This is a genomic window from Sphaerisporangium fuscum (assembly GCF_018531465.1).
Taxonomy (GTDB): domain Bacteria; phylum Actinomycetota; class Actinomycetes; order Streptosporangiales; family Streptosporangiaceae; genus Sphaerisporangium; species Sphaerisporangium fuscum.
Map to the genome: position 1 here is coordinate 95,034 of NZ_JAHDTF010000036.1, position 14,930 is coordinate 109,963.

The 14,930-nt window shown below is 69.4% G+C and carries 18 protein-coding genes; 7 read left to right on the plus strand and 11 right to left on the minus strand.

The window, feature by feature from the left end; genetic code table 11:
* Positions 1-2: 2 nt before the first annotated feature.
* The 5 genes from KIK05_RS37780 to lpdA all read right to left on the minus strand — a co-directional run bounded on the left by KIK05_RS37780 (position 3) and on the right by lpdA (position 3,850).
* Positions 3-458 (minus strand): hypothetical protein, encoded by a 456-nt coding sequence (locus KIK05_RS37780; RefSeq protein WP_214415667.1) that lies wholly within the window; start codon positions 456-458, stop codon positions 3-5.
* Positions 455-1,057 carry a PadR family transcriptional regulator gene (locus KIK05_RS37785; protein ID WP_214415668.1) on the minus strand — a complete coding sequence of 201 codons (603 nt, stop codon included), beginning with the start codon at positions 1,055-1,057 and terminating at the stop codon, positions 455-457. The genes KIK05_RS37780 and KIK05_RS37785 overlap by 4 nt, the downstream gene beginning before the upstream one ends.
* 163 nt (positions 1,058-1,220) lie before the next feature.
* Positions 1,221-1,745, minus strand: coding sequence for an RICIN domain-containing protein (locus KIK05_RS37790; RefSeq protein WP_214415669.1), 525 nt, complete (start codon positions 1,743-1,745; stop codon positions 1,221-1,223).
* Positions 1,733-2,233, minus strand: a complete 501-nt coding sequence (locus tag KIK05_RS37795; protein ID WP_214415670.1) for an RICIN domain-containing protein — start codon at positions 2,231-2,233, stop codon at positions 1,733-1,735. Before KIK05_RS37795 ends, KIK05_RS37790 begins: the two co-directional genes overlap by 13 nt.
* Positions 2,234-2,449: 216 nt before the next feature.
* A complete protein-coding gene (lpdA, locus tag KIK05_RS37800; protein ID WP_214415671.1) occupies positions 2,450-3,850 on the minus strand; it encodes a dihydrolipoyl dehydrogenase in 1,401 nt (466 codons plus the stop codon).
* A 508-nt stretch (positions 3,851-4,358) separates the two neighbouring features.
* Here lpdA and KIK05_RS37805 point away from each other — a divergent pair.
* Entirely contained in the window at positions 4,359-4,769 is a 411-nt protein-coding gene (locus KIK05_RS37805; RefSeq protein WP_214415672.1) for a hypothetical protein, read from the plus strand.
* A gap of 128 nt (positions 4,770-4,897) precedes the next feature.
* Here KIK05_RS37805 and KIK05_RS37810 read toward each other — a convergent pair whose 3' ends face one another.
* Positions 4,898-5,314, minus strand: a complete 417-nt coding sequence (locus KIK05_RS37810; RefSeq protein WP_214415673.1) for a hypothetical protein — start codon at positions 5,312-5,314, stop codon at positions 4,898-4,900.
* Positions 5,315-5,483: 169 nt separating this feature from the next.
* On the opposite strand from KIK05_RS37810, the gene KIK05_RS37815 reads away from it, so the two are divergent.
* Positions 5,484-6,092, plus strand: a complete 609-nt coding sequence (locus KIK05_RS37815; protein ID WP_214415674.1) for an ArsR/SmtB family transcription factor — start codon at positions 5,484-5,486, stop codon at positions 6,090-6,092.
* Between the two features lie 105 nt (positions 6,093-6,197).
* Here KIK05_RS37815 and KIK05_RS37820 read toward each other — a convergent pair whose 3' ends face one another.
* From KIK05_RS37820 to KIK05_RS37835, 4 genes are all read right to left on the minus strand, one after another.
* Positions 6,198-6,998 carry an inositol monophosphatase family protein gene (locus tag KIK05_RS37820; RefSeq protein ID WP_214415675.1) on the minus strand — a complete coding sequence of 267 codons (801 nt, stop codon included), beginning with the start codon at positions 6,996-6,998 and terminating at the stop codon, positions 6,198-6,200.
* Positions 6,999-7,127: 129 nt separating this feature from the next.
* Positions 7,128-7,679: an AAA family ATPase gene (locus tag KIK05_RS37825; protein ID WP_214415676.1), complete on the minus strand. Its 552-nt coding sequence runs from the start codon at positions 7,677-7,679 to the stop codon at positions 7,128-7,130.
* A 34-nt stretch (positions 7,680-7,713) separates the two neighbouring features.
* Entirely contained in the window at positions 7,714-8,328 is a 615-nt protein-coding gene (locus KIK05_RS37830) for a cadmium resistance transporter (RefSeq protein WP_214415677.1), read from the minus strand.
* 11 nt (positions 8,329-8,339) lie between these two features.
* A complete protein-coding gene (locus KIK05_RS37835; RefSeq protein ID WP_214415678.1) occupies positions 8,340-9,143 on the minus strand; it encodes a helix-turn-helix domain-containing protein in 804 nt (267 codons plus the stop codon).
* Between the two features lie 122 nt (positions 9,144-9,265).
* Here KIK05_RS37835 and KIK05_RS37840 point away from each other — a divergent pair, with 122 nt between their 5' ends.
* Positions 9,266-9,622 carry a VOC family protein gene (locus tag KIK05_RS37840; protein WP_214415679.1) on the plus strand — a complete coding sequence of 119 codons (357 nt, stop codon included), beginning with the start codon at positions 9,266-9,268 and terminating at the stop codon, positions 9,620-9,622.
* Here the strand turns inward: KIK05_RS37840 and KIK05_RS37845 are convergent, their stop codons facing one another.
* A complete protein-coding gene (locus KIK05_RS37845; protein WP_504740205.1) occupies positions 9,623-10,585 on the minus strand; it encodes a DUF72 domain-containing protein in 963 nt (320 codons plus the stop codon).
* Between KIK05_RS37845 and KIK05_RS37850 the strand changes: the two genes are divergently transcribed.
* The 4 genes from KIK05_RS37850 to KIK05_RS37865 all read left to right on the plus strand — a co-directional run bounded on the left by KIK05_RS37850 (position 10,570) and on the right by KIK05_RS37865 (position 14,873).
* Positions 10,570-11,172, plus strand: coding sequence for a hypothetical protein (locus KIK05_RS37850; RefSeq protein ID WP_214415681.1), 603 nt, complete (start codon positions 10,570-10,572; stop codon positions 11,170-11,172). The two genes, KIK05_RS37845 and KIK05_RS37850, sit on opposite strands and share 16 nt — an antisense overlap.
* A 79-nt stretch (positions 11,173-11,251) precedes the next feature.
* Positions 11,252-11,896, plus strand: coding sequence for a TetR/AcrR family transcriptional regulator (locus KIK05_RS37855; RefSeq protein WP_214415682.1), 645 nt, complete (start codon positions 11,252-11,254; stop codon positions 11,894-11,896).
* Between the two features lie 231 nt (positions 11,897-12,127).
* Positions 12,128-13,666: a serine/threonine protein kinase gene (locus KIK05_RS37860; RefSeq protein ID WP_214415683.1), complete on the plus strand. Its 1,539-nt coding sequence runs from the start codon at positions 12,128-12,130 to the stop codon at positions 13,664-13,666.
* 304 nt (positions 13,667-13,970) lie between these two features.
* Positions 13,971-14,873, plus strand: a complete 903-nt coding sequence (locus tag KIK05_RS37865; protein ID WP_214415684.1) for a M23 family metallopeptidase — start codon at positions 13,971-13,973, stop codon at positions 14,871-14,873.
* Positions 14,874-14,930 lie beyond the last annotated feature (57 nt).

Here is a 14,930-nt window from a genome sequence, read left to right on the forward strand (position 1 = left end):
CTTCATTCGGGTCGCGCCGCGCACCCGAGACGCTCGCCGATCGTGGCGAGCATCTCGCCGTTCCGCTTCACCAGGTTCGCCCTGTACCCGATGAAGAAGCGGTTGGCCCCCGCCACGGCCCAGTGCGCCTCCTTGGCCACGTTGAGGACGCGATGGACCAGGCGGGTGCCGTCGGGGTGCGGCTGGATGTGGAACTCGCCGCGGTACCACCAGCCGCCCTGCATCGCGAGGCTGCGGGCGCCCACCTCGACGGTCATGGCATGCCCTGTCAGCTGCACCGTGAAGCGCTCCGGCCCGCCGGAGAGCGTGCCGCCGTGGCGGCCGTGCAGCAGCCACAGGTTGTCGGGCCCGATCGGGCCGGGCCGTACGGCGAGCAGCAGCTCGGCGACCCGCTCGACGGGCGCCTCGATCACGCCGGTGACCTCGTACAACAAGGACGCGTCGGTAGGTGCGGTCATCGTCCCTCCTCCAGGAGCCCGGTCCGGGTGGCATCGGACCACGTCAACTCACCCGATCCCAGGCGGGCGATGACCCCGCGCACCCAGTCGAGCTCGGCCGCTCTCAGGGAGCGCGCGCACTCCACCTCGAGCGTGAGCAGCGCGGGCAGTCCCGTCTCCGCCAGGCCGCTCAGGTGGGCGTCGCAGGAGACGATCTGGCCTTCGAGGGTGGCGGCCCGGGTCCGCAGGCACCGGCCGACCTCCTCGGGCGGCAGGCAGCCCATCAGCGAGATCGCCGCCAGGAAGGCGGTGACGTCATGATCGGGCTCCTCCAGCAACCGCCGTACCCTGCTCCGGAGCTCCGCCGCACCCTCCGCCGTGAGCTCGTACACCGTGCGTTCGGGCCGGCGGCCCTCCCGCGTCGTCTCGACCGGGCTGATCAGCTCTTCCTTGGTCAGCCGGTCCACCGCGTGATACAGGCTCCGGGGCAGGCCCGTGATGTAGTCCTTGTGCGTCTCGACGATCAATCGGTGCAGCTCGTACGGATGGCTGGGCCGTACGAAGAGCAGCGCCAGCACGGTGAGCCCCACCAGATCGCGCCCGGCCCGCCCTCGCGGCATCGGCCACCCCCGTCGGTTCAGTGCGGAAATCCTTATTGCATTCTGCACTATGGCCATATGCATGTCCAGACAGCACAGGACCCCCGGATGACGGGAGTCATCCAGGGGTCGCATGCCGGGCCGGCCTACGAGTGGCGGCGGGAGGGGCGCAGAGCCGTGGCGGTCACAGCCTCCACTTCTGGTTGTTCCAGCGGTTGCAGTCCCACAGGTGGATCCGGGCGCCGTTGGAGCCGACGCCTTTCAGGTCGGCGTCCAGGCAGCGGTGGGCGGCGAGGTTGGAGATGGCGCGGGTCCGCTGGTCGTACACCCACTGCTGGTTGGCGTGCCCGTTGCAGTCCCACAGTTGGACGCGCGTGCCGTTCCTGTGGAGGTTCCCCTCGTCGGCGTCCAGGCAGCGGCCGTTCACCAGGCTGCGGATGGTGTGGGCCACCGGGTCGTAGGTCCACGCCTGGTTCGCCCAGCCGTTGCACGCCCACAGCTGGATGCGGGTGCCGTTGGAGCCGATGTGGCCGAGGTCGGCGTCCAGGCAGCGACCGTCGGCGCGGCTGCGGATCGGCGCCGGCCCGGCCCCCTGCTCGGCCCAGGCGCCCGTCGCGCACACGATCACCGTCCCCGCGAGGAGCGCCAGCCCGCACCCGGACGCCGCCGCGAGCGTCCGGGGCGCCCTCGGGCCGGTCAGATCGTCCACTTCTGGTTCGCCCAGCCGTTGCAGTCCCAGAGCTGGACCTTCGTGCCGTTGGAGCCGATGGTGTTGAGGTCGGCGTCCAGGCAGCGGCCGTTGTACATGCTGTAGACCGTGTGGCTTATCGCGTCATAGATCCACTTCTGGTTGCTCCAGCCGTTGCAGTCCCAGAGCTGGACCTTCGTCCCGTTGTTGCCGATGGTGTTGAGGTCGGCGTCCAGGCAGCGGCCGTTGTACTGGCTGCGGATGGTGTGGGTCCTGACGTCGTAGGTCCACTTCTGGTTGTTCCAGCCGTTGCAGTTCCACAGCTGCACCTTGGTGCCGTTGTTGGCGATGGTGTTGAGGTCGGCGTCCAGGCAGCGCCAGCTCGCGTGGTTGTGGATCGGACCGGCCGCCCGGGCGTCCGCGGACGCCGCGGTGGACCCGGCGACCATCGCCGCACAGCCGGTCGCCACGACGAGCAATTGGGCGGTTCTGGTCAAGTTCCGTCGCATGGTGCCTGGTCTCCTCTTCGTCGCGCTGCCGGGCGGCGAGGGGAGGGAACCGCCGACTACTCTCCGTGATCGACGTTACACGCACGATCACGGATTCCGGCGGCTAGACACGACGGCGAAGAGACCGAGGCGGAGCGACGGTGTGACGGGTACCCAGAACCTCGCGGTCCTGGGGACCTTCTTCGAACTGGGCACCCCACACCGGCCGAAGAACGATCACATGTTGATCATGTGACCCGCGAGCCCGTGGATGGCCTCCTTCACGGCCTCGCCGAGGGTCGGGTGCGCGTGCACGTTGCGCGCCACCTCGTTGACCGTCAGGTCCCACTGCTGGGCGAGCGTCAGCTCGGGCAGCAGCTCGGTGACCTCGGGGCCGATCAGGTGCGCGCCGAGCAGCTCGCCGTACTTCGCGTCGCTGAGGATCTTGACGAACCCGTTGGCGTCGCCCAGGCCGTGCGCCTTGCCGTTGGCGGTGAAGGGGAACTTCGCCACCTTCACGTCGAAGCCCTTCTCGCGCGCCTGCGCCTCGGTGAAGCCGAAGCTCGCGATCTGCGGCTGGCAGTAGGTGGCACGCGGGATCATCACGTAGTCGAGCTCCATCGTCTCGGCGTCCCCGATGGTCTCGGCGGCCACGATGCCCATCGACTCGGCGGCGTGCGCGAGCATGAGCTTGGCGGTGACGTCCCCGATGGCGAAGATGTGCGGCACGCTGGTACGGCACCGGCCGTCGACGTCGATCGCGCCGCGCTCGGTCAGCCGTACTCCGGTGTTCTCCAGCCCGTACCCCTCGACCCGGGGCTGGAAGCCGATCGCCTGGAGCACCTTGTCGGCCTCCAGCGTCCGCTGCTGCCCGTTCTGCGAGACGGTCACGCGCACCTTGTCACCGGAGTCGTCGATGCCCTCCACCTTGGTGGAGGTGAGCACCTCGATGCCGAGCCGCTTGTAGCGCTTGGCCAGCTCGGCGGAGACCTCCACGTCCTCCAGGGGGACGATCCGGTCGAGGAACTCGACGATCGTGACCTTGACCCCGTAGTTGTGCATCACGTAGGCGAACTCGACGCCGATGGCGCCCGCGCCGGCGATGATGATGCTCTCCGGCAGGGTGTCGCTGAGGATCTGCTCCTCGTAGGTCACCACCCGCTCGCTGAGCGAGGTGCCCGGCAGTAGCTTGGTGGTCGCGCCGGTCGCGATGATGCAGTGGTCGAACGACACGGTCTCCGTGCCGCCGTCGGCGCCGTCCACCTTCAGGCTGTTCGGCCCGGTGAAGGTGCCCCGGCCGTTGTACTCCGTGATGCCGTTCTTCTTCATCAGGTAGTGGACGCCCTTGACCCGGCCGTCGGCCACCTTGCGGCTGCGGTTGTAGGCCTCGGCGTAGTCGAAGGTGACCTTGCCCTCGACCTTGATGCCGAAGGTCTTGGCCTCGTGGTTGAACAGGTGGGCGAGCTCGGCGTTGCGCAGCAGCGCCTTGGAGGGGATGCATCCGACGTTCAGGCAGACGCCGCCCCAGTAACGTTCCTCGACGATGGCGGTGGTGAGCCCGAGCTGGGCGGCCCGGACCGCGGCGACGTACCCACCCGGGCCGGCTCCGACCACCACGACGTCATAATGAGCAGTCATGCTCCGGACCATATGCGGTACCGAGGCACATCTCCGCATCAGGGTGGGCGCCGCGACGGCCGCCCGCCTGCAAGGGGGCCTGACCTGGCCTCAGTCGGTAGCAAGCCCCCTCAGAAATGCACTCAAGGGACATCGCCCTACAAAGCGCTGGAAGGCCGCTTAATACCGTAGAGACGGAAATGTCTCCTGGTCTCGCGATTTTGCCCTTAAAAAGCGCCAAGGCGGGATGGCCGGTCAGCGGAAACCGCCGAGCCTCGCGGCCATATAGGAAGATCAAGTTAGGAATGTCCGGTGAAGTCCGGAAATATGGAGTAGAAGCCCACAAGAAGAGGTTAAGCAGATAGCAAAAGCGGAAGTCCGTCGTTTGTCAGACGTCCCCACCGGAAAGCAAGACAACTGGGAAGACTCACGGAGCCAGCCCAGCTTTCACAGCAATCTCCGTGAAGCCACCACAGGCAACCCGATGTCGTCCAAGGGGGATATATCAATGCTCAAGGCCAGGAAATTCATGGGCACACTCGTCATCGGTGCCGTACTCTCCGGCGGCCTGATCGGCCTGGAGGCCGCCACCACCACGGCCGGCGCCGCCGCGGCGACGAGCACCATGACGATCATGGGCGGGAAGAGCGACAACGACGATGACCACCACTGGAACCGGAACTGGAACCGGAACTGGAACCGGAACTGGAACCGGAACCCCAGCCGCGCCTGGGCCCGCAACTGGACCCGGAGCTGGGCTCGCAGCTGGGCGCGCAGCTGGGCCCGCAACTGGTCCCGCAGCGCCGCCGCGAGCGCCAACACCAACCGTCAGGCGCAGGACGTGAATCTCAACATCGTCTTCCCGGACACCAACGGCACCGGAGCGACGGCCACCGCCAGCACCGCGCCCGTGACGGCGACCACGACGCATTCGAAGTAGTGCCCACCGCACGTCATGTTCCTTGGCGTCCTGGCCTTCCCCTCCGAAGGCCAGGACGCCAAGGAACAGGCTCGCTCCCCCCAGAACATCGGCTTACCCCCGATGAACGGCTCTTCCGATTTCTACGGCTATTTCAGCCGACTCGCAATCGGTGACCAGGCCCAGATCAGCACCGCGACGACGAGCCCGAAAAGGGTCAGCCCGGTCGGGACGTGCGCGCCCAGCACCTCGGAGGTGAAGTGCTGCCCGAGCCCGACGAGGAAAAGGCCGAGGCTCGCGACGGCGGGCCAGCCCGCGCCGCGTCCCGGCCGCCACACCAGCACCGCCGCGACGATCTGGAACAGCGCGATCAGGTGGACGACCATTCCCACCATGACGTGGGTCTCGGCGAGGGCCTCGCCTCCCTTGACCCCCTGTCCCGCAAAGGACGCGGCGACGACGAGTCCCACGGCCTGCGCGCTGACCAGGACCCGCAGGGTCCACAGCGGGCCTGGCGAGACCTGCCGACGTGGCTGGCTGGCATGTGAAGCGATGACTTCCCGCATCGGAATCCCCTCCTTGTCCGGCGACGGCACAGATCATGGCTCCCGGACGGCCGGCCGGTCGTCAGCCCACCGGCGGATCACCGGTCCCCCTGGGGATGGACCGAGACGCCCCTAACCCGACAATTTCACGAGTCTTGACAACTAATTCTGTCGGTGTCATCGTGAATGCATGTTGGATGTAGCGGTGATCGAGGACCCGGCGGCGGCCGAGGTCTCGCTGGACCCGATCCGGGCCCGGCTGCTGGCCGAGCTGGCCGAGCCCGCTTCGGCCACCACACTGGCCGCCAAGGTCGGCCTGCCACGGCAGAAGGTGAACTACCACCTCAAGGCGCTGGAGCGGTACGGCCTGGTCGAGCTGGTGGAGGAGCGCCGCAAGGGCAACGTCACCGAACGGGTGATGCGCGCCACCGCCGCGTCGTACGTCATCTCACCCGTCGCCCTGGCCGAGGTGCAACCCGATCCGTCCCGCTCACCCGACCAGTTGTCGGCCCGCTGGCTGCTCGCCGTGGCCGCCCGGCTCGTACGCGACGTGGGCGCCCTGATCACCGGAGCCGCCAAGGCCCGCAAGCGGGTCGCGACCTTCGCCATCGACGGCGAGATCCGGTTCGCCTCGGCCGCCGACCGCGCGGCCTTCGCCGAGGAGCTCGCCAACGCCGTCACGGCCCTGGTCGGCAAGTATCACGACGAGAAGGCCGAAGGCGGGCGTGACCATCGCATCGTCGTCGCCGTCCACCCCAGCGTGAAGCCCGACGCGCCCGCGGGGGGCGCGGAGGCCTGACGAGGGCGCGGCCCCGGCCGTCCGGCAGCGCCCGGACGGCCGGCGTCGTTCAGGACGTCCCTCGGGGCGTGTCCGCGTGGGGACGCGCCCTCAGACCGCCGATCTTCACCGGCGCGTCGCCTCGCCGACGAGCGCCATGATGTCGTCCATGACACCGGGGGCGGCGGCTATGGTCGCCTGCGATCCAGTGGTGTGCGGCGTGCCGTCGGCGTCGGCGACGAGGGCACCGGCCTCCCGTGCGATCACCACCCCGGCGGCGGTGTCCCAGGGCTTGTTGGCGAGCATGACGCAGGCGTCGATCTTCCCTTCGGCCACCCAGACCAGGTCGATGGCCGCGGAACCGAACATGCGCACCCGCTGCGCCCGCGCGGCGAGCAGGCCGGTGATGGCCAGGCGGTCGCGGTTCTTCTCCCCGGCGCCGTCGCCCACGGCGTAGTCGCCGATGGCCACGACCGCGTCCTCCAGGGCGCCGGCACCGCTGCACTTGATCGGCTCGTCGTTCAGCGTGGCCCCGTGGCCCTCGGCCGCCGCGTAGAGCGAGCCGAGGAACGGCAGGTCGATGACGCCGAGGACGGGGACCTCGCCGCGTACCAGGCCGAGCGACACCCCGCACAGCGGCATGCCGTGGAGGAAGTTCACCGTGCCGTCCACGGGGTCGAGCACCCACTGCAGGCCGTCGCGGCCCTGCCGGCTCGTGCCCTCCTCCTCACCGAGGAAGCCGACGGCCGGGGTCTCCCGGTCCAGGTGATCGCGAACCGCCCGTTCGACCGCGTAGTCGACTTCGGTGGCCATGTCGCGGTCGCCCTTGGCGGTGACGACGCCGGGCAGGCGTGTGGTGATCAGTTCGCGGGCGACGGCGACGGCCTGCAACGCGATGGGCAGAAGTGCTCGGGAGTCGTCGGTCATGCTGGTCTGCTTCACTCCCGGGGGCGGCGAGGACCTGGACCAGTGCCCGTTTGATCCTCTTTGGGGCGGTTGTCGGGTATCCCATCGTAGAGTTCTCCCGGCAAGGCCGACCTCGCACCGCGCGGCCCGTCAGTCCACCACGCCCTCGTCCCAGGCGCGGGCGAGGATCTCCTGTACGGTCTCGGCGGGGGTCTGGCCTGAGGTGTCGAGCCACAGCCCGATGCGGGGCGTCCCCTCGCGCATCCCCTGATCGAGCTGTTCGACGGTCCAGTCCCGGTAGCCGGTCTTCGACCGCCCGAGATCGCGCCCGGCGACCGTCGCGGCGTCCGGCGCGAGAACGACCACGATCAGGGGCCTGCTGCGGACAAAGGAGACGAACGTCTTCAGCTCAGGACCGATGACGACGTCCTGCACCACAGCCGTGAAACCGGCCTCGAAGTAGGCGTCGGCCGTCGAGGCGGCCAGCTTGTAGCGCAGGCGCAACTGCCGGAGCGCCTCGTCCTCCAGCTCCGGCGTCATGCCCACGCCACCGTTCACGATCATGCGGCGGAACAGGTCGCCCCGGACGTGGACCGAGCGCCGCAGCCGCTCGGCGAGCGCCTGGGCGACCGTGGACTTCCCCGCGGCGGAGATGCCCGTGATCAGCACCACGGCTTTCGGGCGGTCGGCGAACTCGTGCATGAAGGGATCATCTCGCGACCGACGGCACCGGTCGTCAGAGTTGGACGATCTTGGCGATGACGCCGGACTCGACGACGATGAGCGCGCCGATCACCATGAAGACCACGGGCACGATCCACCGGCCGTACCGTTCGACGATCTCGATGACCCTCTTGTGGGAACCCAGCCAGGACGCCGCGAGACACCACAGCGCCACCCCGAGGGCGAACACGGCGACGGTCACGGCCGTGGCCCCGGGGCCGATCGAGCGGAAGACCGGCGTGTAGACGGAGATGTTGTCCGCGCCGTTGGCGACCGTGATCCCGGCGACCGCGAGCACGCCGGAGGCGACGGCCGGCGAGGAATCCTCATCACCCCGGCCGCGGGCCCTGACGGCCGAGACCAGGCCGCGCACCCCGAGCGCGAACGGGATCAGCCCCAGCAGGCCGATCCAGTCGTCGGGCACGACGGTCAGGCCGAGGGCCGCCACCACCGACACCGCCACCAGCGCGGCGATCCCCGCGTACTGACCGGCCCAGACCTGCCACGCCTTCGGCTCCCCGGTGGCGCGTCCCGACAGGAAGAGCACGGTGAGCACGATCATGTCGTCGACGTTCGTGCCGGCGAACATGCCCGCCGCCGCCGCGACGGTTCCCGCGATCCCGTCCATATCCGCCGAACCTACCGATCGCGCGGGGAGGCGTCAGCCGGACGACCGGCGGCGAGCAGCCGGCGGAGCGCGGCGGGGGTGTGTCCCAGATGGTCGCGAACGGTACGGGTCAGGTGGGCCTGGTCGGCGAAACCGAGGTCGGCGGCCAGGACGGCGAGGGCGGATTCGCCGTCCTCTAGCCGCTGCATCACCCGTCCGACCCGCACCCGGTTGCGGTAGCGGGTCAGCGACACGCCCATCTCCTGGCTGAAGACGCGGCTCAGCCGGTAGGGCGAGACGTCGAGCAGCCGGGCCAGCGAGAAGAGCGCCGCCGCCTCCGGGTGATCCACCTGGACGGCCTCACGCGCCGCCGCGACGAGCGCCCGGTCGGCGGGCCGAGGACGTCCGGCCGTCCGTCCGGTGGCCAGGACGAGGAGCCCCAGCAGTTCCTCGCTGAGCGCGTAGTCGACGTCGCCGCCGCGGGCCGCCATCAGCAGCCGCCGATGGGCCAGGTCGACGCGCGCGTCGACGTAGATCGTCACCCCGCCCGCCGGGCCTTCGCAGAGCCCGGGCGCCAGGCTCAGCGAGGTGCAGACGTCGCCGCCCGCGGGATGCGCGAACCGTTCCTCCTCGCCCGGCGACCCCAGATAGGCCACCGTCGGATCGAGGTCGGCGGCCACGCCGTCGGCCCACCGCCGGAACCTGCCGCGTCGCACCAGCACCAGGCGGTGGTCGGCTCGCAGGTCGGGCGCGGACCACGGGGCGCGCTCACCAGCGCAGGTCACCGCGGACACGGTGAACTCGGGCCGGACGGCGAGGGGCACGGCGGACAACACGCCGCGGACACTACCCACCGGGTACGACAGAACCGCGCGGGCCGGGTGCCGCAAGGATCTTCAAGACCCATCGCGCCCGCGGCGGGATGCTGGCGGCAAGCCACGACATTAAGGAGTCACCAATGGCCGCCCTCGCGGAACCGACCGCTTTCATCATCGACTGCGCCGCCCCCAAGGCGCTGGCCGAGTTCTACCAGAAGGTCACCGGCTGGGAGATCACCCACAGCGACGAGGACTACGCCTACCTCGGCGAAGGCCCCATCCAGCTCGCCTTCCAGCGGGTCGACGGCTACCGGGGTCCGGGCTGGCCCGACGCGGCCAAGCACGCCCACATCGACTTCAAGGTCGCCGACGTGGAGACGGCGACGAAGGAGTTGCTGGCCCTGGGGGCGACCAGGCCGGAATTCCAGCCCGGCGAAGGGCAGTGGACGGTCTTCGCCGACCCCGAAGGGCACCTGTTCTGCCTCTCGGCCGGCTGATCAGAAGAGGGTCAGCGGCTCGACCGGGACGGGCTCGGGCAGCGGCTCGACCTCGGGCACGCGCGCCCGTACCTCGTCGTGGAAGCGACGGGCGAGCATCGGCGCGTCGGCGTTGTCGGGGGTGTGGACGAACACGGTCGGCGAGCGGCCTTCGCGCAGCCACTCGGCGACCGTGCCGACCCAGTGCCGCCACCCCTCGACCGTGCGCTCGGTGTCGTCCCGGCCCAGGTAGCGAACGATCGGACGGTCGGTGAGCGCCGCCGACCGGCGCGGCACGCGCGGCTTCTTCGCCCACGCGTCGCGCTCGGCGTCGCTGGTCGGCGGGCTCTGGAAGAACGCGGTGGTGTCGAACGGCACCCACTCGGCGCCGGCGTCGGCGAGGACCCTCTCGAGAAGCCGCTCGGCTCGCCCGTCCTCGAAGAACGCGCGGTGGCGGACCTCCACGGCGTACCTGTGCGAAGGGGGGAGCCTGCGGAGAAAGGCCGCCAGGGCGCCGAGGTCGTTCGGCCCGAACGACCCGGGCAACTGGACCCACAGAGCGTGCGCCCGCGGGCCGAGCGGCTCGATCACCTCCAGGAACGACCGGAGCTCCTCGTCGGCGCCGGTGAGCCGGCGTTCGTGGGTGATCGTCTTGGGCAGCTTGACCACGAAGCGGAAACCGGGCCCGGTCTGCCGCGCCCACGACTCCACCGTGCTCCTCGCCGGCGTCGCGTAGAACGTGGTGTTCCCCTCGACCGCGTCACACCAGCTCGCGTACGCCCGCAGCCGCTCCCCGGGAGCAAGCGACGCGGGCACGAACCGCCCCTGCCACGAAGCGTGCGTCCACATCGCACATCCCACATGAAGCCGCATGCCCCTGACGCTACCGAAACCGGCGTGCGGCGCCGGCCCGGCACCGCAAGTGAACGGCCGGCGGACTGCAAGCAGGGGTACGTAGCCTCCTCGCCATGAAAAAGCGATCATCCGTCCTCGCCGTCCTGGCGGCCGGAGCCGTGCTCGCCGTTCCCGTCTCGGCGTCGGCCGCGTCGGCTTCCTCGGACTCGTCCACTTCGCGGGCCAGGACCCTGTCCTTCCGTGGGATGAATTTCCACATCCCCGCCGACTGGCGGGTGTACCGGCACGGAGACGGTCTCGTGGTGGCGACCGGAGCGTCCTGCAAGAAGCCGGAGCCCTTCGCGCCGAACTGCGAAGGGTTCTGGATCTTCGGTCCGAAGGCGTACACGAACGTGCCCGTCGGGGGCGGCTCGATCACCTACACGGGCAAGTACCAGTTCCATCCCTTCAGCGGCGTGATGCCCTGCCCGTTCAATTCCAAGCTCAGCTGGTACCCGGGCGAGAAGGCGAGCTTCCGCGGCCTGCGCCAGGTCGGCTCCGGGCACAAGGCGCAGTACACGACCTGGCCGAACAGGTGCGTGACGAACGGCAGCGGCCGTACGACGTCGAAGTGGACCCAGCGGGAATGGTTCCTGCCCACCTCCAAGATCCTCGTGGTGGACGTATGGAACACCTACGGGCTCTCGGGCGTGCTCAAGCACGCCACCTGGAACTGACGGCGGAGCCGTTCCAGTCAACGGGACGGGCCGGCGGCGGTCGCCGCCGGAACCCGCCCGGCTGTCCTAAAGTGAGTGAATGTCGAGGTCGCACCGGTTGCCCCGAGGGCGGAACGCGTTGCCGCCCGAAGAGGTGGAGCGGTTGCAGCGCGAGCGCCTCTGCCGGGCGATGGCCGAGGTCATGGCGGAGAAAGGGTACGTCGCGACATCCGTCGAGGACGTCCTCAAACATGCCGGCGTTTCCCGCCTGAGCTTCTACCGGTTGTTCGACTCCAAACTCGACTGCTTCATGGCCGCCTTCGAGGATGCGTGCGAGCTGCTCTTCGAACGGGTCACGGGGGCGATCAAGACCTCCGGCACCGGCGACGATCCGATGGAACGCTACAAGCGGGCCATAACCGTGTACCTGGAAGCGCTCGAGGCGGAGTGGCCGCACACCCGCATCTACCTGGTCGAGGTGTACGCCGCGGGCCCGCAGGCCGTCGCGCGCCGACGCGAGCTGCACGCGTTCATGGCCTCCTTCTACGCCGACGCCCTGGGCGTCACCGACGACCAGGGCCGGCTGACCTGTCGCATGCTCGTGGCCGCCACCAGCGCTCTCGTCACGGTCCCGGTCGCGGAGAACGACCGTGAAGGCCTGCGCGCCGTGGCCCCCCAGCTGGTCGCCCATGTCCGAACCCTCTGGAACTCCGGCGCCTTCGGCGCGGGCACCGGGCCCCGGTGAGTCGGCCGACGGCCTGTTAACCGCTCCAGAAAGACGATACTGTCTATCTGCTATCTGACCGCGAACCTGTCAAAGGCGGGGTATGACTGGTCAACCGCTGTTGTGCGCTGACCCCCGGTATCCCGGTTCCCGCCGACTCGCCGACTCGCCGCGGAGCCGCCGCCAGGGCGCAGAGGGTGGCCGTGGACAGGACCTCGCCCATTCGACGCTGGAGGAGATGTGCCCGAGTGGATGGCTCTGCTGCCCTCGGATGTACAGGCGGTGGGGCCGTACCGTCTTGAGGGCCGCCTCGGAGTCGGCGGTCAGGGCACGGTTTACGTGGGTTGCACGGCTTCGGGGCAGCGAGTGGCGATAAAGCTGCTCCACCCGCACCTGATCATGGACATGAAAGCCCGGGCCCGCTTTCTCAGCGAGGTCGAGATCGCCAAACGGGTGGCCCTGTTCTGTACGGCGAAGGTGCTCGACAGCGGGTTCGTGAACGAACAACCCTACATAGTCAGCGAATTCGTGGACGGGCCGTCCCTGCAGGAGTCGGTGCGCGACACGGGCCCGCGCAACGGGGCGGCTCTTGAACGGCTGGCGCTGAACACCGCGACGGCGCTGGCCGCGATCCACCAGGCGGACGTGGTCCACCGGGACTTCAAGCCGGGCAACGTCCTGCTCGGCCCGGACGGCCCAGTGGTCATCGACTTCGGGATCGCCCGGGCACTCGACCTCAGCACGTCGATCGTCACCAGCCAGGCCGTGGGCAGCCCCGGGTACATGGCGCCCGAGCAGATCGCGGGTGACGAGCTCGGGCCTCCCGCCGACCTGTTCGCCTGGGGGGCGACCATGGTCTACGCCGCCACCGGGAAGAGGGCCTTCAGCGGCGAAACGATACCCGCGGTCATCCGGTCGATCCTCCACGACCAGCCGAACCTGCACGGGCTGGACGGGCGGCTCGGCGTCATCGTCCGCGCCTGCCTGGAGAAGGACCCGGCCCTGCGGCCCACCGCCGCCGAGGTCGTCGATCGCTTACGCGGCCTCCCCGGTCCGGCCTGGCATACCGGCGGCGAGCCCGGCGACGGGGCCGATCGGGGAGATGGAGAAGGCCGGGCGCCGGCCGAGAAGGGCAGGCTCCGGCACGTCGTCCTGGTCGGCGCCGTGGCCCTGGCCCTGATCGCGGCCCTGGGCATCGCCTACTTCGCCCTCCCCTCCGGTCCGGGAGAGGAGCACTTCGACGCATCAGGGGTCCCCGGTTCCAGCCCGCCTCCCGGCGGCGCCTCCGCATCGTCCAGCCCGCCGTACGGCGGCACCTCGGCATCGTCCAGCCCCACCGGCGTGAAGGCGAGCCGGACCGAGTCACCGTCCGCCCGGCCGGGGAAGGATCCGACGGCCGGCACGGAACGGCACAACCCGCGTCCCTCGGAACATGCGCCGAACCCGACGACCACGAAGCCGTCGGCGACCAGGAAGCCGCCCTCGCCCACGAACGTAGAGAAATCGCCCTCGGACAGAGGGACGCCACCGCCGTCCGACGAACAACAGCAGCCACGACCGAGTGGACCGAAGCAGTCTCATTCAGGCCCGAAGGTGCTCGGGACCGTGTCCTTGAGCGACGTGAACCGCTACTGCCAGGACCGGGGATACGCCGGCAGCGCGGGCGGCCCGGGCAACTACTGGTGTTTCGGCCCCGGCGGGGAGCCGGTCAGCATGACAAGCGTCTGCCAGTGGGCTTACCCCGACTACCCGAATGTCCGGGCGGAAGGCACCACCTGTAAGTCGTCCTGAACGTTCCCGCCGCCGTCGGGGACCGGCGCCGCATGCCGCGTCCGCGGGGCCGGGTCGTCATGGATTCGGTCCCGACGCCGAAGTCCGAAAGCCGCAAAATTTCACGTCATCAGCAATTGATGAAGACAACTTTCGGAGTTATGTTCATGATCGACCCGTCCGTCGACGTAGGCGGTGAGATGTCGAACGCCCCTGACGGAGCCCCCTTCCCTCCCATCGAAGCCGCCGGCCGGTTCGCCACGGGGCCTCATCGACATCAATAGCCGGGCCGTACCCCCCACAGCACCTGTTCAGAGAGGTGACCATGCCCGCAACTGGCAGCCCGACCTGGCCGAATGCCCTCAGATCCGCGATCCCCGTCCTGCTGGTCGCTCTCGCGGGAGCACTGCTTCCCCAGTCCGCCTCGGCCCAGGGCGGCAGCTCCGTCCTGGCCGTCACCCACAAGAGCCCGTTCAACTGCGGGAAGACCTTCTACGCCAACAACTGGTCCCCCGGCCACAGCCCGTCCGGCGCCATCGACTGGCAGGACTACGGGGGCGACGACATCAACGGTGAGACCGTGCGCGCCACCGCCGCGGGCACCGCGTACTTCAACGACGCGGGAAGCACGAGCTACGGCAAGTGGGTGGAGGTCCGTCACAGTGACGGCACCAGGACGCGCTACGCCCACCTCTCGACCATGGTCAAAGCGGCCGGCGGCTCGATGAGCGTCAGCCAGGGCACCCAGATCGGAACCGTCGGCTCGACAGGCGGATCCACCGCCCCGCACCTGCACTACGAGCAGCGGACCTCCACCGGTGCGGTGGACACCAGCCCGACCGTGGAGGGCGTGACCGTGTCCTTGGGCCAGAAGAAGGCCATCACGAGCACCAACACCTGCGGCGGCAACCCCTACACCCCTGAAGAGGTCTGCGGCAGCGGCTACTCGGTCATCGACTCGGCCGCTCTCACCGGTGGCACCACCTACCTTCTCTACAACTCGGGCAACGGCTACAACTGCGTCGCGACGCTGAAGACGACGAACCTCGGCTCGTCGACGTCGATGTCGGCGTTCCTGGAGCCGCAAGGCGAAACCAGGACGACCGATTCGGGCAGCTACGACTACTACGCGGGCCCTGTCAGGCGTGACGCGGCCAAGCAATGCGTCAGGTGGGGCGGCTCGGTCGGCAGCAGCTCGTACACCAGCCCCTTCGAGCACTGCGGCTGAGCACTCTCCTGTCGCGCTCGCCCGCGGACGGAAGCCGGCAGGCGCCGTTCGCGGGCG

What these genes read in the sequence shown, in the direction of transcription:
- KIK05_RS37780 (WP_214415667.1), bottom strand. Translation starts at nt 458, where the DNA reads ATGACCGCACCTACCGACGCGTCCTTGTTGTACGAGGTCACCGGCGTG.
- KIK05_RS37785 (WP_214415668.1), bottom strand. Translation starts at nt 1,057, where the DNA reads ATGCCGCGAGGGCGGGCCGGGCGCGATCTGGTGGGGCTCACCGTGCTG.
- KIK05_RS37795 (WP_214415670.1), bottom strand. Translation starts at nt 2,233, where the DNA reads ATGCGACGGAACTTGACCAGAACCGCCCAATTGCTCGTCGTGGCGACC.
- lpdA (WP_214415671.1), bottom strand. Translation starts at nt 3,850, where the DNA reads ATGACTGCTCATTATGACGTCGTGGTGGTCGGAGCCGGCCCGGGTGGG.
- KIK05_RS37805 (WP_214415672.1), top strand. Translation starts at nt 4,359, where the DNA reads ATGGGCACACTCGTCATCGGTGCCGTACTCTCCGGCGGCCTGATCGGC.
- KIK05_RS37810 (WP_214415673.1), bottom strand. Translation starts at nt 5,314, where the DNA reads ATGCGGGAAGTCATCGCTTCACATGCCAGCCAGCCACGTCGGCAGGTC.
- KIK05_RS37815 (WP_214415674.1), top strand. Translation starts at nt 5,484, where the DNA reads ATGTTGGATGTAGCGGTGATCGAGGACCCGGCGGCGGCCGAGGTCTCG.
- KIK05_RS37820 (WP_214415675.1), bottom strand. Translation starts at nt 6,998, where the DNA reads ATGACCGACGACTCCCGAGCACTTCTGCCCATCGCGTTGCAGGCCGTC.
- KIK05_RS37825 (WP_214415676.1), bottom strand. Translation starts at nt 7,679, where the DNA reads ATGCACGAGTTCGCCGACCGCCCGAAAGCCGTGGTGCTGATCACGGGC.
- KIK05_RS37830 (WP_214415677.1), bottom strand. Translation starts at nt 8,328, where the DNA reads ATGGACGGGATCGCGGGAACCGTCGCGGCGGCGGCGGGCATGTTCGCC.
- KIK05_RS37840 (WP_214415679.1), top strand. Translation starts at nt 9,266, where the DNA reads ATGGCCGCCCTCGCGGAACCGACCGCTTTCATCATCGACTGCGCCGCC.
- KIK05_RS37850 (WP_214415681.1), top strand. Translation starts at nt 10,570, where the DNA reads ATGAAAAAGCGATCATCCGTCCTCGCCGTCCTGGCGGCCGGAGCCGTG.
- KIK05_RS37845 (WP_504740205.1), bottom strand. Translation starts at nt 10,585, where the DNA reads ATGATCGCTTTTTCATGGCGAGGAGGCTACGTACCCCTGCTTGCAGTC.
- KIK05_RS37855 (WP_214415682.1), top strand. Translation starts at nt 11,252, where the DNA reads ATGTCGAGGTCGCACCGGTTGCCCCGAGGGCGGAACGCGTTGCCGCCC.
- KIK05_RS37860 (WP_214415683.1), top strand. Translation starts at nt 12,128, where the DNA reads ATGGCTCTGCTGCCCTCGGATGTACAGGCGGTGGGGCCGTACCGTCTT.
- KIK05_RS37865 (WP_214415684.1), top strand. Translation starts at nt 13,971, where the DNA reads ATGCCCGCAACTGGCAGCCCGACCTGGCCGAATGCCCTCAGATCCGCG.